General features: G+C 42.0%; 13 protein-coding genes and 2 pseudogenes. 10 read left to right on the top strand and 5 right to left on the bottom strand.

The window, feature by feature from the left end:
- Together ACE1AQ_RS13165 and ACE1AQ_RS13160 are read right to left on the bottom strand one after the other, a co-directional pair.
- Positions 1–130 (bottom strand): annotated as a pseudogene (locus tag ACE1AQ_RS13165) (IS607 family transposase); the annotation flags it as partial.
- A gap of 66 nt (positions 131–196) precedes the next feature.
- Positions 197–721 (bottom strand): hypothetical protein, encoded by a 525-nt coding sequence (locus ACE1AQ_RS13160; RefSeq protein WP_110545411.1) that lies wholly within the window; start codon positions 719–721, stop codon positions 197–199.
- A gap of 58 nt (positions 722–779) precedes the next feature.
- On the opposite strand from ACE1AQ_RS13160, the gene rnc reads away from it, so the two are divergent.
- Positions 780–1,457, top strand: a complete 678-nt coding sequence (gene rnc, locus ACE1AQ_RS13155; protein WP_039899908.1) for a ribonuclease III — start codon at positions 780–782, stop codon at positions 1,455–1,457.
- 19 nt (positions 1,458–1,476) lie between these two features.
- Here rnc and ACE1AQ_RS13150 read toward each other — a convergent pair whose 3' ends face one another.
- Complete coding sequence (locus ACE1AQ_RS13150; RefSeq protein WP_008200800.1) at positions 1,477–2,256, bottom strand: Crp/Fnr family transcriptional regulator; 780 nt, start codon at positions 2,254–2,256, stop codon at positions 1,477–1,479.
- A 170-nt stretch (positions 2,257–2,426) separates the two neighbouring features.
- Between ACE1AQ_RS13150 and ACE1AQ_RS13145 the strand changes: the two genes are divergently transcribed.
- The 6 genes and pseudogenes from ACE1AQ_RS13145 to ACE1AQ_RS13120 form a co-directional block, all read left to right on the top strand.
- Positions 2,427–3,470, top strand: coding sequence for a sulfate ABC transporter substrate-binding protein (locus tag ACE1AQ_RS13145; RefSeq protein ID WP_008200798.1), 1,044 nt, complete (start codon positions 2,427–2,429; stop codon positions 3,468–3,470).
- Positions 3,471–3,481: 11 nt separating this feature from the next.
- Complete coding sequence (locus tag ACE1AQ_RS13140; RefSeq protein ID WP_008200797.1) at positions 3,482–3,823, top strand: NIL domain-containing protein; 342 nt, start codon at positions 3,482–3,484, stop codon at positions 3,821–3,823.
- A gap of 19 nt (positions 3,824–3,842) precedes the next feature.
- Positions 3,843–4,685, top strand: a complete 843-nt coding sequence (gene cysT, locus ACE1AQ_RS13135) for a sulfate ABC transporter permease subunit CysT (protein ID WP_008200794.1) — start codon at positions 3,843–3,845, stop codon at positions 4,683–4,685.
- 41 nt (positions 4,686–4,726) lie between these two features.
- Complete coding sequence (gene cysW / locus ACE1AQ_RS13130; RefSeq protein ID WP_008200791.1) at positions 4,727–5,569, top strand: sulfate ABC transporter permease subunit CysW; 843 nt, start codon at positions 4,727–4,729, stop codon at positions 5,567–5,569.
- 19 nt (positions 5,570–5,588) lie between these two features.
- Positions 5,589–6,635 (top strand): sulfate/molybdate ABC transporter ATP-binding protein, encoded by a 1,047-nt coding sequence (locus tag ACE1AQ_RS13125; RefSeq protein ID WP_110545408.1) that lies wholly within the window; start codon positions 5,589–5,591, stop codon positions 6,633–6,635.
- A 233-nt stretch (positions 6,636–6,868) separates the two neighbouring features.
- Positions 6,869–7,073 (top strand): annotated as a pseudogene (locus ACE1AQ_RS13120) (AAA family ATPase); the annotation flags it as partial.
- 154 nt (positions 7,074–7,227) lie between these two features.
- Here ACE1AQ_RS13120 and ACE1AQ_RS13115 read toward each other — a convergent pair.
- A complete protein-coding gene (locus ACE1AQ_RS13115; RefSeq protein WP_110545405.1) occupies positions 7,228–9,864 on the bottom strand; it encodes a M1 family metallopeptidase in 2,637 nt (878 codons plus the stop codon).
- Between the two features lie 4 nt (positions 9,865–9,868).
- Here ACE1AQ_RS13115 and ACE1AQ_RS13110 point away from each other — a divergent pair, with 4 nt between their 5' ends.
- Together ACE1AQ_RS13110 and ACE1AQ_RS13105 are read left to right on the top strand one after the other, a co-directional pair.
- Entirely contained in the window at positions 9,869–10,306 is a 438-nt protein-coding gene (locus ACE1AQ_RS13110) for a DUF4079 domain-containing protein (protein ID WP_002803749.1), read from the top strand.
- 102 nt (positions 10,307–10,408) lie between these two features.
- Positions 10,409–11,515 carry a GTP-binding protein gene (locus tag ACE1AQ_RS13105; protein ID WP_110545403.1) on the top strand — a complete coding sequence of 369 codons (1,107 nt, stop codon included), beginning with the start codon at positions 10,409–10,411 and terminating at the stop codon, positions 11,513–11,515.
- Between the two features lie 270 nt (positions 11,516–11,785).
- Here the strand turns inward: ACE1AQ_RS13105 and ACE1AQ_RS13100 are convergent, their stop codons facing one another.
- Positions 11,786–12,706, bottom strand: coding sequence for a metal ABC transporter solute-binding protein, Zn/Mn family (locus ACE1AQ_RS13100; RefSeq protein WP_110545400.1), 921 nt, complete (start codon positions 12,704–12,706; stop codon positions 11,786–11,788).
- Between the two features lie 134 nt (positions 12,707–12,840).
- Between ACE1AQ_RS13100 and thrS the strand changes: the two genes are divergently transcribed.
- A complete protein-coding gene (thrS, locus tag ACE1AQ_RS13095; protein ID WP_008200774.1) occupies positions 12,841–14,640 on the top strand; it encodes a threonine--tRNA ligase in 1,800 nt (599 codons plus the stop codon).
- Positions 14,641–14,851: the final 211 nt, after the last annotated feature.

The following is a 14,851-nucleotide window of genomic DNA, read 5'->3' as shown; positions in this document are numbered from 1 at the left end:
AACGGTCATCTTCAAAAATAATAATTGTTCCTGTAGGAAGACGTTCTCCTTGTAACTGCCCTCGATTCCACATTCTCCAAGCAGTGTCATAACTGATCCCTTTTTTCTTAGCATAATCTGATAGTTTCATGTGAACTGCAACGTAAACTTGTACTAACCATATTAGCAGTTGTTTGCAGTCATTTGCATATATTTTTTACAAAACTTTACAATACTTAATAGAGCCGTAGATTAATAACATTGTCGTTAAAGTCATGGCCATAATTAGGGGGGCAATTTTGGCTAACCAGAAAGCCACGAAGATTATCCCGATTCCGTCAGCGAGTAAGATGGGTAAACGTGGCCCTATGCCATGGTCAATAATTTTTCCCGTGGTTGGCTGCAGTTGAATTTTGGCTAAACAATGAAACCAAATTTGACTAACTAAAACTATTAAAGCTCCCCATCCTATCCAGAGGGCAGCCACATAAAAGCCCGCTAATTCCAAAACAATTGTACTAATTGTGACCATAAAAAAGCGATCGAGGCGAGGATCGCTGGTTTTTTGCTGAAATTGGGCAATTTCTGCCAAGTCCACCGCCGCCATGCGTGCCTGTTCCATGCACATCCCCAGGGTACCTAGGGCAAGAATAGCAGCGGATAGGTTTTCCGGTGAGAAGATTTGGGAGATTATGCCTAAACTAGCCGGAAAAAACAGTAAAAAAAGGATCGTTCGTCTCATCTATTCGGGGTGGGGTCGGATTAAGATAAGAAATGCTCTTGACTTGATCATTTCTGTAATGTCTTGTTTGCCTCCTTTTCAAAATGCTCTCCTTCTCACCCAAGCTTTAACCCATCGTTCCTATGTCAATGAACAGTCGGAATTGACGGAAAATAACGAGCGCCTAGAATTTTTGGGCGATGCGATTTTGGCTTTTTTGGTGGGCGAACTATTGTATCAAAAATATCCCGCCATGAACGAGGCAGAATTAACCCGTTTGCGGTCAAATTTGGTCAAAGAAGAACAATTAGCGCAATTGGGTCTTGAAATCGGCCTGGGGGAGTTAATGCGTTTGGGTAAGGGGGCAATTAAAGATCGGGGGCGATCGAATCCTACCCTATTAGCGGACACTTTTGAAGCGATAATTGGGGCTTATTATCTAGATTCGGGGTTAAATGCGGTTAAAAATTATCTGCACGGGCTTTTTATCCCTGTAGCCTCTCATTTAGTCTCTCAACAATCGGAATCGTCATCTTTTATCGATGCTAAAAATCTCTTTCAACAGTGGGCCCTGGCCAATTTTGCCTCTAATCCAGAATATGCGATCATTGATGTGACAGGACCCCCCCACGCTAGGGAATTTACTGCCGAAGTGCGGGTTAATAATCTTCTCTACGGTACAGGTAAAGGTAAACGGAAACAGGATGCCACCAAAGCGGCTGCCGAAGATGCCTTAAAGCGCTGTCAATGGCAATAATAAATAAGGCCAAACCTACTTATCTTAGGGGCCACCAATTAACTTTATCCCGGGTGGCGCTGTACACTTCTTTTAAACCCTCGGCATCCAGTACCCGAATTAAATCCCCCGTCGATTCTGAGGCAATTAATCCCACGTTTTGCAATCCTTTTAATACCTGTTCGACGGTGCGTTGATTGAGTTGACAAGCGCGAGCAATCACATCGACGGATAAATCAAAAGTATAGATATTTTCGGCATCTGGTTGACTACCTAATTCTCTTTCTTGATAGATTAAAGCTCTGAGTAAAGTGGCTACAGCTTGGGGTGGATAGCTACTGCAATTAAGCAAATGATACTCGAATTTTTGCTGTAATTCAAATAACAAACAGTACCGTTGACGAAAACTTTCGTTATCGTTGTAAATCTTTTCTAGCGCCGATAAGGGAATTTTCAGGACGTGGGTAGTTTTATAGGATTCCACCAAACAGGGAAAGGCGCGACTGGCTAAACCATAACTAAAGGGTAAACTCCTCATGCCAAAACAACCGCCGGGGTAGGTAATGGCAATAATCCGGTCGAGGGGAGTGCTGCGGACGACGATTACACCCTCATTCAAAATCACATACAAAACATCTAGAAATTCATCGGGGAGAAAAGCCGTATAGACGGGACGATTGGAAAATAGCGTCTCTAGCTTGAGATTGTCGGCATCGAGATACTGACTTAACCAAGCTTCCTCTAGTCCGCGAAAGAGAAAACTCTGGTTAATCAGTTGTTGTAGGAGGGTTGTTTTTTTGGCTTTGACGCTCTTGCCCATAGTCTCAAACCTAGATGTAGCACTGATTCCATCTTCTCACAGTTTCTCCTGTTATCATCTTGCTTCAAGTTTGTTTTATAAATGTATTGAAATTTTGTTTTCTATGATGTAAGATTAAAATAGACATAAAAACAGATACAACCTCAGAGTAAATCTCAGGAGGACCGCCGATGCAGTCATCCCAGTCTTGTTTGTCCCTACTCATGGCAACTGTCCTGACGGGGGGAATGCTCGTGTCTTGCACCCCATCCCCCACCAGTAGCGGCAATGACAGTCAAAAACCCGTGACTGTGACACTTGTTTCCTATGCTGTCACCCAAAGTGCCTACGAAAAAATCATTCCCAAATTTGTCGAGGAATGGCAAGAAAAAACGGGGCAAAAGGTAACTTTTGAACAGAGTTATGGTGGTTCCGGTTCCCAAACTCGCGCCGTTATCGATGGTTTAGAAGCGGATGTGGTAGCGTTGGCTTTAGCTTTGGATACCAAGAAAATTGAGCAAGCGGGATTAATTCAACCCGGTTGGGAAAAAGAAGCACCCAATGACTCTATTGTTCATAAGTCTGTAGTGGCTTTTGTCCCTCGTGATGCCAATATTAAAATTAATAAATGGTCAGATTTAGCCAAGGATAATATTAAAGTTATTACCGCTAATCCCAAGACTTCCGGCGGAGCGCGCTGGAATTTTCTCGCTCTTTGGGGTTCGGTGACGCGAGCAGGAGGCAGTGAACAAGAGGCGCAAACTTTTGTCGAAAAAGTGTTTAAAAATGTGCCAGTTTTACCTAGAGATGCTCGCGAATCTAGTGATGTATTTTTTAAACAGGGTCAGGGAAATGTGCTAATTAATTACGAAAACGAGATGATTCTCGCTAACCAAAAAGGTGAGAATTTAGCTTATACTGTTCCCACCGATTACAATATTTCTATTGATAATCCCGTGGCGGTTGTTGATGCCAATGTGGATAAAAAGGGTACGAGAAAAGTGGCCGAAGCTTTTGTGCAGTTTTTATTTACTCCCGCGGCGCAAAGAGAATTTGCTCAGGTGGGTTTTCGTCCCGTTGAACCGACGGTAGCTAAAGAGTTTGAGAGTAAATTTCCTCAGATAAAAAATCTCTTTACCGTGCAGGATTTAGGCGGTTGGGATAAGGTACAAAAGCAATTTTTTGATGATGGAGGCTTGTTCGATAAAATTCTGACTAAAGCTGGGAAATCCTAAGGAGAAAAACCATGGATAATCAACCTCAATGGCAAACTATTAATCATCCCCAAAGTGACCTACATCTTGATCAATCTGGACTTGATCGCCCCACTTCCCGACGGATAAAAATTCGGGTTCCTAAACAGTATATTAACGAGCCAATTATAGCACGTTTAGGGTCTTTTCCTAGTCTAAAAGTGAATATATTTTCCGCTTTATTAGCTGCCAATAATAATCAAGATGGCTGGTTTGATCTACAACTACAAGGCAACTGCCAAGGTATAGAAAATGCCCTTTCCTATCTGGCAGATTTAGATGTAGAAGTTTGGTATGATTCAGCACAAGTTCTTGAAGAAGCGGACAATTGGTAATCTCTAGCAATAATTAACAATGGCTAACCCACAATTATCTTTATCTCCCAGTCAACCCCAGAAAAAAGTTTCTATTCCTTGGGTAATAACCATTAGTTACCTAGTGGTTTTGTTGGTTTTACCAGCAGCGGCACTATTTGCTAAATCCCTAACTCTTGGTTTTGCTGAATTTTGGCGCGTTGCCACTTTACCGATTTCTTTATCCGCTTACCAAGTCACTTTTTTGACTTCCTTAATTGCCGGACTGATAGACGGAGTTTTTGGCACTATTATCGCTTGGGTATTAGTGCGGTATCGATTCCCAGGTAAAAAAATTGTCGATGCTTGTGTGGATTTGCCCTTTGCTTTACCCACTTCTGTTGCTGGTTTAGTCCTCGCCACAGTTTACAGTGATAATGGTTGGCTCGGTCAATTTTTTGCCCCCTTTGGCATTAAGATATCCTTTACCATTTTAGGGGTTTTTGTGGCGATGTTATTTATCGCTTTACCCTTCATTGTCCGCACCTTACAGCCGGTTTTACAGGAAATGGAAAAAGAAGTGGAAGAGGCGGCTTTATCCCTCGGTGCTTCCTCTTGGCAAATCTTTTGGCGAGTTATTTTTCCCACAATACTACCGGCTATTTTAACAGGAGTTGCTCTCGGTTTTGCCAGAGCGATCGGTGAATATGGTTCCGTAGTTATTATCTCCTCTAATATCCCCTTTAAGGATTTAATTGCCCCAGTTTTAATCTTCCAAAGACTAGAGGAATATGATTACACAGGGGCGACAGTAATCGGCATGGTTTTATTGCTGGTTTCTTTGTTCATGTTAGTAGTAATTAATTTCCTGCAGCAATGGGGTCAAAAATACAGAGTTAAGTAAAGAGTAAAAAATATTGGAGTATGACTGGAGACAGATCAAAAATGCTGAGTCTAAAAAAATCAACCAAACCGAAAGAATGGGATTACAAACCCCTACTAATTATCATCGCCCTTGTCTATCTGGCACTATTATTATTTATTCCCGCAGCGGCAGTATTTTACTATGCTTTTCGCAATGGATTCCAAGCTTTTTTAGAAGCGGCGGGAACTTCTGACTTTATCGAAGCGGTAAGATTAACAGTCATTATTGCCCTAATTACTGTACCTTTAAACACAATTTTCGGACTTTGTGCAGCTTGGGTAATTGCTCGCAATCAATTTCGTGGCAAAACTTTATTAATTAGTTTAATTGACTTACCTTTTGCCGTTTCTCCCGTGGTAGCGGGTTTAATGATTGTACTGCTCTATGGGCGCAATGGTTGGTTAGGTTCTTTTCTGGAATTTTTCGATATAAAAATACTTTTTGCTTTACCCGGAATGGTATTAGCAACTATATTTGTCACCATGCCTTTTGTCGCTAGAGAAGTTATCCCAGTCTTAGAAGAAATTGGCTTGGAACAAGAGGAAGCGGGGCGCACTTTGGGGGCAAATGATTGGCAGATTTTCTGGCGCGTCACTTTACCTAATATTCGTTGGGGATTGATGTACGGAGTGCTGTTAACTAATGCCCGGGCGATGGGAGAATTTGGGGCGGTTTCTGTGGTTTCTGGCAGTATTTTAGGCAGAACTGCCACCCTGCCAATTTTCGTAGAACAGGCTTATAAAAATTATCTCACTCCTGCCGCTTTTAGTGCGGCGGCTATTCTCGCCTTACTAGCCGGAGTTACTTTAATTATTAAAGAAATTCTCGAACGTAAAACCGCCCACAAAATTCACACTACATAACTACAATTAACCTAAAAATATGAGTATTACTATCCAGCAAGTTTCTAAACGTTTCGGCAATTTTCAAGCTTTAGATAATATCAATTTAACCATTCCTGAAGGAAAATTAGTCGCCCTCCTCGGACCATCGGGATCGGGAAAATCCACCTTATTACGTTCAATTGCGGGATTGGAAACTCCCGACAGTGGCGCAATTATCATTAACGGACAAGATACGACCCATCTGGAGCCTAGACGGAGAAATATCGGCTTTGTTTTCCAACATTATGCCCTATTTAAACATTTAACTGTCCGTCAAAATATTGCTTTTGGTCTAGAAATTCGCCAGCAAAAATCGCCAGTAATTAAGAAAAAAGTTGAGGAATTATTAGAATTAATTCAATTACAAGGATTAGGCGATCGCTATCCCGCCCAATTATCGGGAGGACAACGGCAAAGAGTAGCTTTAGCCCGCGCTTTAGCCATTCAACCGAATGTATTATTATTAGATGAACCCTTTGGAGCTTTAGATGCAAAAGTCAGAAAAGAATTAAGGGTATGGCTGAGAAATTTACATAAAGAAGTTCACGTTACCAGTGTTTTTGTTACCCACGATCAAGAGGAAGCAATGGAGGTAGCTGATAGGATTGTCGTGATGAATCATGGTAAAATTGAACAGGTGGGTTCTCCCGCCGAAATTTACGATCATCCGGCCACAGCTTTTGTGATGCAGTTTATTGGGGAAGTGAATATCTTACCCAGTTTAGCAGGATTAGGAAATGGACATCATCCGCGGGATAATTCCACCGTTTTTATCCGTCCCCACGACATCGAAATTATGCCCAATCAAGATGGTTTGAATAGTTGGGCAGTGGTAAAAAGAGTTATTCATTTAGGCTGGGAAATACAAGTAGAATTAATGTTAGCCGATGGGCAAATGGTGGTGGCTTATCTCAATCGTGAGGAATACAAGCAATTACAGTTACAACTAGAACAAACGGTACATTTAAAACCGAGAAAAGCGACCTTACTCACTGATTTTGACAATAAAAGTGAGAAAGTTATCGATTACTCAATTATAAAATAAACCTTAAAGCCAAGTCAAGGCTGATTCTGATCTGGACAAAGCAGATGATGGGGAAACTCAGGCAAGAGAAATGGGTGTATCTGATCACCCATTGGATTTGGTATTATAAGTAGAGATTACTAAAAATTGACTGGTTTTTTCGGGGAAGCGGCAAAATTAACAGCTAATCTGGGACAAGACGAGCTAAAAGTAGCAGAGAGCAACAATCAATGTCTAAAAACTCTATACCTTGAATCGAAAATCTGCGCCTGCAAAATTACCGAGCTTTACAGGACTTAGAATTAAAAAGCATTACTCCTTATAACCGTTTTTCTCTGTCCTAATGGGAGCGGAAAATCTACCATATTTGATGTCTTTGTTTTCCTCTCTGAATGTTTTACTGTTGGTTTAAGAAAAGCTGGGGACAGACGGGGAAAATTTAAAGAATTAAGAACCAGGATGAACAAATTTCTCAACGATTAGACTCCCCGGAATTTTTAGCTGTTCTCACTCAACAAGCTCGGAGAAAGCGGGTTTCTTAACCAAAAACCCGCTTTCTGTTCCACTGACTGATAAGTATTGATATTGACTGATAAATGATAACTCAGGTTAACTAACTATTTTTTGCCTCTAATTTGGTCAAACGACTTTTCAGTTCCTGATTTTCCTGTTTCATTTTTTCTAATTCCTCGCGAATTTCCTGAATTGCTTTGTCGGAACCTAATTTTTTCTGGACTTTTTGTACTGCTTCCTCCGCTACACGACGCACGCGACCATCGGGAGTTCGATCGCTCAAAGCTTGTAAAATAGCGATAGCTTTGGCATTTTCTATCTGTCCTAAAGCGTTACACAGTGCCACTTGCGTCAAGAAAAAAGTTTCCTTGGCAATGGTTTCTAAACGTTCCAAAATTACGGTTAATTTATCCGTGCTTTGTCCCGAAGAAATCGCTCCCAGGGCGCGGATAGCTCCTAATCTCAGGGGTTGAGGCGTGCCTAAAGCCGTGTAGGTCAAAATTGACTCCAAAGCCGCCGGCGAGGTTTTTAACTGGCTTAAACCGCCAATCGCGCCCGCTCTTACTACCTCATTCCACCCCTTTCTTAACTGTAAAACATGATTGAGCAGGTCAATAATTTCCCCTTCTTTATTTTGCAATTGTCCCACGGCCATGGAGCCTAATCCTCGCGCCGCGGCCGCTTCCACATAATAACTAGCATCTCCGGCTTCTAGTAGGGATTTAAGCGCGTTATAACTATCTAAGGTTTTAATTTCACTTAATCCCTCGACAATTGCCCGACGGACTTGTGCTTTTTCGTCGTTTAAACCTTTAATTAAAGCAGTAACCGCCTGATCTAAACCAAGAGTTGCTAACTGTTTGGCCACCTCCACACGCACCCCCCAAAAAGGCTCATTTTCTAGGGATGTCCCTAAAGCTTCGATCGCTTCTAAACCGCCTTTTTTAGCAATGGCTATGGCTGCATAGATACGGGAAATTGGATCGGTATCCTGTTGTAATTGCGCTTTTAATTCACCGATGGGATACTCAAGAGTGACGGTTTTGAGGAAATTATTACCCCGATCAAACTTGACAAAATCGGGCTTTTGTGCTAGGGGAAAATAGAAACTTTGTTCTTTTTGGTGAATCCGCAGATTGTAGGTAATATCCTCAGAGTTGAGATAGGCAAAAGCGACGGGAATTTTCAAGTCGAATAGTTCCTTTTCGTCCTGGGTTTGGGTGACAGTTAATTGGGCTAAATTATTCTGATTGTCCCAACTGTAGGCCACCTTATAATCGGGATGACCACCGCGATAAACGTACTGATCAAAGAGGAATAATAAATTGTACCCGGTCGCTTTTTCGATCGCCCGTAATAAGTCCACAGTTTCCACGGTTTTATGGGCATTATCTCGCACAAAAGTCTGAATCGCTTTTCCGAATAAATCTTCCCCTAAAATAGAGCGGATCATGTGATAAACACAAGCACCTTTTTCGTAGAGATGACGATCATAAAGTTCGATCGCTTCTCGATAAATATGAGTAACAATCGGACGACGATAGCGGGAAGTATCTTCTTCTAAATAACTTCTTGCTTCCCCTAATAAATAATAACTAGCAGCTGCTTTTCCGTATTCCGATTCTGTCCATAAAACCTCAGAATAGGAGGCCATTCCCTCTTTAATCCAAGCGTGAGACCAGTGTTTAATCACCACTAAATCACCGAACCATTGATGAGCTAATTCATGGGCAACTAAGCTTTCTGTCCAAGTATGATCGATGCTGGCTCTTTGATCAATTAAACAGCGATCGGTTAAAATTGTGGTGGAGGTATTTTCCATCCCACCAAAAATAAAATCATCTACACAAACTTGCGCGTATTTGGGATAGGGATAGGGATAACCAAACTTTTGGCTAAAAAACTCGATCATGCGGGGAGTTTTACCCATACTTCTTTGGCCCTCTTCTTCCCGTCCTTTTTCCACATAATAAGTGACAGGAACACCATTCCATGAGTCGCATAATTCAGCAAAATCTCCCACCGCAAGAGTCATTAAATAGGTAGGATGAATTTGCTTTTGTGACCAGTGATAAATTCTGTCCTCACCAACGGGTTCCACCGAGATTAATTCCCCGTTAGAAATAGCGATATAGGGTTGGGGAATTTTAACCCGAATTTCGGAGGTAGCTAATTGACCGGGGTAATCAAAACAGGGAAACCAAAAGCGAGAATCTTCATCTTCTCCCTGGGTCCAAACTTGAATCGGTTTATCGGGATAGTATTCGTCGGATCCGATAAAATATAATCCCCGTTGTGGTTGCTTAACCTGATAGTTAATCGTCAGGATAATCGGTTTATCAGTGCTAGGTTGTAGCAGATGAATAGTCAGGAGAGAACGATCATAGTCAAAGGGTTGACTGATACCTTCAATGAACACAGAATTAATATTTAGATCCACCGCATCCAGAGTTAAACTGCTAATTCCCTGACGAATGGGGGTGAGGGTAATCTGACAGCTGCCCTGAAAACTTTGTCCGGGAATATCAATAATTAAATCGAGAAAAATATGATTAACTTGTCCGGGTCGATCGGGGTTATAATGGGGTTTAGCCCCCGGTAATTCAAAGGGTTGACGCTGATGATTTTCCGTGTCGATGGTGAGATGAGACATATTAGCCCTAACTTGCTGATTTTTGTCCGGTAAACTTAAATTAACACGATCGGTCGTCCCTTTCCTTGCTGATAATAATCCCACCCCTATGAATCTCCCCTCCTTTCTCTGGTTATGGAAAATTGCCGCTTGGTCGATGGGATTTGCCCTCTTTGCCTATTTTTTACTGGCAGTTTCGGGGGTAAACATGGGTTATCGACGACTTGCGGGCCAATCTCGACCAAAATGGTTAAGACCCTTTCATCTCCTCAGCGGCCTGATCATGGTTGCTTTGGTCTTAATTCTGCTGGGAATCGGATTAGTGGGAACAATCGGTCATTATGGCAGTTTAGGTCACTCTTCCCACCTGATAGCGGGTTTATCGGTGGTTTTTCTGGTTTTTGTTTCGGCAATTAGCGGCCTGAACATTACAACTCGTCCACCTCTAGCGCGGTCTCTCCACATCGGCACTAATCTTTTATTGTTTCTGGGTTTTCTTTTTGTTACCCTAACAGGATGGGATGTGGTCCAAAAATATCTACAATAAAAATAGTCGGCGATCGAGTGGAGACTGTTTGATCGAGAAAAACTAGCTATCTCATCCCGAAGAATCGCTTTTTAGTGACAGAATACTCACCCCCAAATCATTATGCAAACCGTCGAATCACAAACTATTAACACGATGTCAGTGCCAAAAAAAGGGCTACCAGTAACAATTATTACTGGTTTTCTTGGTAGTGGTAAGACTACCCTCCTCAATCATATTCTCAGTAATCAACAGGGAATTAAAACTGCTGTTCTTGTCAATGAATTCGGTGAAATCGGTATCGATAATGAACTGATTATCAGTAGTGATGACAGCATGGTAGAATTAAATAATGGCTGTATTTGCTGCACGATCAACGAGGATTTAATTCAAGCAGTTTATAAAATTCTCGAACGTCCCGAAAAAATCGATTATTTAGTCGTAGAAACCACGGGATTAGCCGATCCTTTACCAGTAGCTTTAACCTTTTTAGGGACAGAATTACGGGAAATGACCCGTTTAGATTCCATTGTCACTATGGTGGATTGTGCCAATTTTAGTCTTGATTTATTCAACTCGCAAGCGGCCTTAAGTCAAATCACCTACGGTGATATTATTGTTCTCAATAAAACCGATCTAGTGGATGAAGGGGATGTGGATTCTTTAGAAATAAGAATCCGGGACATGAAGGAAGGAGCGAGAATTCTTCGTACTAGCAAAAGTCAAGTCCCTTTACCCTTAATTCTCAGCGTCGGACTATTTGAATCGGATAAATATTTCGACACAGAAGAAGAACACCACGACCACGATCACCACCACGATCACGATCATGACCATTGCGATCATGATCACCACCACGATCACCACCACGATCACGATCATGATCATCACGACCATTCCAATCATTTAGAGGTGGATGGATTTACTTCTATTTCCTTTGCTAGTGACCAACCTTTTTCGATTCGGAAGTTCCAATATTTCCTCGATAATCAGTTACCGGAAAGCGTTTTCCGCGCTAAGGGTATTCTCTGGTTTGATGAAAGTCCTAAACGTCATATTTTCCACCTTAGTGGTAAACGTTTCACTCTCGAAGATGACGAATGGAAAGGTACTCCGAAAAATCAGCTAGTTCTTATCGGTCAAAATCTCGATCATGAAACTATCAAAGAGCAAATTAATAGTTGTCTCTGTTTACCTGCTGTCAATCGCGGTAAAGGATTTGGGAAATAAACCCCGCTTTGTAAATCTACTAAGTTGGGATTTTTAAGGGGAAACTCTCTGCTAAAGTCGGGCGTTACTTTCGATTTTTTCCCTCAATCCAAGCTTTTGGGGGGTTCTACCCCCCAAACCCCCCGCGCATTAGCTTTTCGGTCGGATGCTTACAGGCAGCTGCTGATCCATTTGTCATCATCTAAAATTCACCGATAATTGCTGATTGTCGGTATTTCTGCCTTCCTAACTCCTGACTCTAAGGACAATTTTTTGATTTTTACCAGAGGTCTATTGACCTTCTTGAGGTACTTTTCCTCCTAAAGATTCCACGATCAAGCGAGTATTTTCCCTGAGCATTTTTACATAACTATCCCCTCTAGTACCCACCGCGCCGATCGAATCAGAATATAATTGTTGTGGTGCTAATTTCACCCCCGCTTCTTCCGCTACCGTGGTAATTAAAGCGGGATTAATAGTGGTCTCGGCAAAGATAGCAGCAACCTGGAGATTTTTAATAGCATCGGCTAGATTTTTCACCGTTTGGGCGCTAGGTTGTTCTTCGGTACTAATACCAATTAAAGTTCCTGCTACTTTTAAACCGTAGGCATGAGCATAATACTGAAAAGCGTCATGAGTGGTGACTAATTGCCTTTGGGAAGGGGGGATAGTTTCAATAGCCGCAGCAATCCAGCGATCAAGATTTTCTAATTCTGCGATTAATTGGGCGGCATTTTGGGTAAAAATCTCTTTATCTTCGGGACTTAATTCAATCAATTGATCTCGGATTTTTTCCACCATGATTATCCCATTTTTTGCCGACCCCCAAACGTGGGGATCTGGGACTTTCTGCCCCTCTTTTTCCAGTTGTAAAGGCTTGATTGCTTCTCCCACAGCCACTTTTTTCGCTTTAACTGCCGTAGAATTGATCATTTTAATTAACCCCGGTTCGAGATTATAACCGTTATAGAGAATTAAATCGGCTTTTTCTAAAGCCACACTATCGGCGGGAACTGGTTCATAAACGTGGGGATCATCCCCGGGTTTTAAAATGTCTTGATGGTCAATTTCTTCACCGCCCACTCGTGCGGTTAAATCGGCGATAATTGTGCTAGTGGAGATTACCTTGGGTTTTTGGTTATCGGTGGTGTTAACCGAGGGATTACAAGCAACCAATCCTAAAAATAAACAGGATAAAATTAGTTTTTTCATCGGAAAATAGAGATGAGGGTTTAGAGGTTAGAGATGAGGGGAAATGGCATTGTTATCTATCTTGATTTTTTTCCTGACTAAAGACTCCTTTTACCATTAAAATAGAGAATAGAGAAGGTGTAAATTCAAAAGACATGGATAACCAAGCCCCGATTAAACTACCGAAAACCAGCGAATCCGACCACCTCAAGCGCATTCGTCACACCACCTCCCATGTTATGGCCATGGCGGTGCAAAAATTATTCCCGCAAGCCCAAGTTACTATCGGGCCTTGGACTGAAACCGGATTTTACTACGATTTTGATGTGCCGGAACCTTTTACCGATAAGGATCTCAAGGACATCAAAAAAGAGATGGTCAAAATTATCAATAAAAAACTGCCGGTGATTCGCGAGCAAGTTTCTCGGGAAGAGGCGGAAAAGCGCATTAAAGCGATTAATGAACCCTATAAGCTGGAAATTCTGGCGGGAATTCAAGAACCCATCACCCTCTATCATCTTGGTGACGCTTGGTGGGATTTGTGCGCCGGTCCGCATCTAGATAATACAAGCGAACTAGACCCAAAAGCGATCGAATTAGAGACGGTAGCGGGTGCTTATTGGCGTGGGGATGAGAATAAAGCCCAATTACAGCGCATTTACGGCACAGCTTGGGAAAATCCCCAACAATTAGCCGAATACAAGCGCCGCAAGGAAGAAGCACTGAAACGAGACCATCGCAAATTAGGCAAAGAATTAGGTTTATTTATTTTCTCTGATTCTGTCGGGCCGGGGTTGCCTTTATGGACCCCCAAAGGCACTTTAATTCGTTCTTTGTTAGAAGATTTTCTGAAAAAAGAACAGTTAAAACGCGGTTATTTACCCGTAGTTACTCCCCATATTGCTCGCGTCGATTTGTTTAAAATTTCCGGTCACTGGCAAAAGTACAAAGAAGATATGTTTCCCATGATGGCAGACGATGAGGAATCTGCTAGTAAGGAAATAGGATTTGTCCTCAAACCGATGAACTGTCCTTTTCATATTCAAATCTATAAAAGTGATTTGAGATCCTATCGGGAATTGCCGATGCGTCTGGCAGAATTCGGGACAGTTTATCGTTACGAACAATCGGGAGAATTGGGAGGGTTAACTAGAGTTCGCGGTTTTACCGTTGATGATTCCCATTTGTTTGTCACTCCCGAACAATTAGACAAGGAATTTTTAAGCGTTGTTGATTTAATTTTGACGGTGTTTAAGAGTTTACAGTTAAAGAATTTTAAGGCGCGATTGAGTTTTCGTGACCCCGAATCGGATAAGTATATCGGTTCCGATGAAGCTTGGGAAAAGGCACAATCAGCGATTAGAAAAGCGGTGCAAACTTTGGGGATGGATTATTTTGAAGCCCCCGGAGAAGCGGCTTTTTATGGTCCCAAATTAGACTTTATTTTCCAAGATGCCCTCGAAAGAGAATGGCAGTTAGGAACGGTACAGGTAGATTATAATTTACCCGAACGTTTTGAACTAGAATATGTTGCCGAAGATGGTAATCGTAAACGTCCGGTGATGATTCATCGCGCACCTTTTGGTTCTTTGGAACGTTTAATCGGTATTTTAATCGAAGAATACGCGGGGGATTTTCCTCTTTGGTTAGCCCCTGTCCAGATACGATTATTACCAGTTAGTGATACTCAATTGGATTACGCGAAAGAGGTGACAACGAAAATGCAATTGTTAGGAATTCGCGCCGAAACCGATACCAGTGGCGAACGTTTGGGTAAAATGATTCGCAATGCTGAAACCGCAAAAATCCCCGTGATGGCAGTGGTGGGGGCAAAGGAAATGGAAAGTAATAGTTTAAGTATTCGCACCCGTGCGGCGGGCGATTTAGGAGTAATTAGCGTCGAGGAAGTGGTGGCAAAATTAGAAAGCGCCATCCAAAATCACGGTAATTTTTAAGCGTTTGCTCATCTAATTCTATGGGGACAGAAAATATTTCTGTCCCAGCATTTTTGAGCAACCCAGGAGATTTTTGGCTCTCTTAGGTTTGGTGGGCAAAATGTATTCTAAGATACATTCTTCCTAGCGAGCGAGTGGAAGGAACCACAAAGACACAAAGGACACAAAGATTGATCGATCCTATATAAGTTAAACTTATCACACAGAACCT

The organism is Microcystis sp. BLCC-F209 (assembly GCF_041928595.1).
GTDB lineage: Bacteria > Cyanobacteriota > Cyanobacteriia > Cyanobacteriales > Microcystaceae > Microcystis.
The sequence above is the reverse complement of the archived record's forward strand: the minus strand, read 5'-3'. Positions and strand labels throughout refer to the sequence as shown.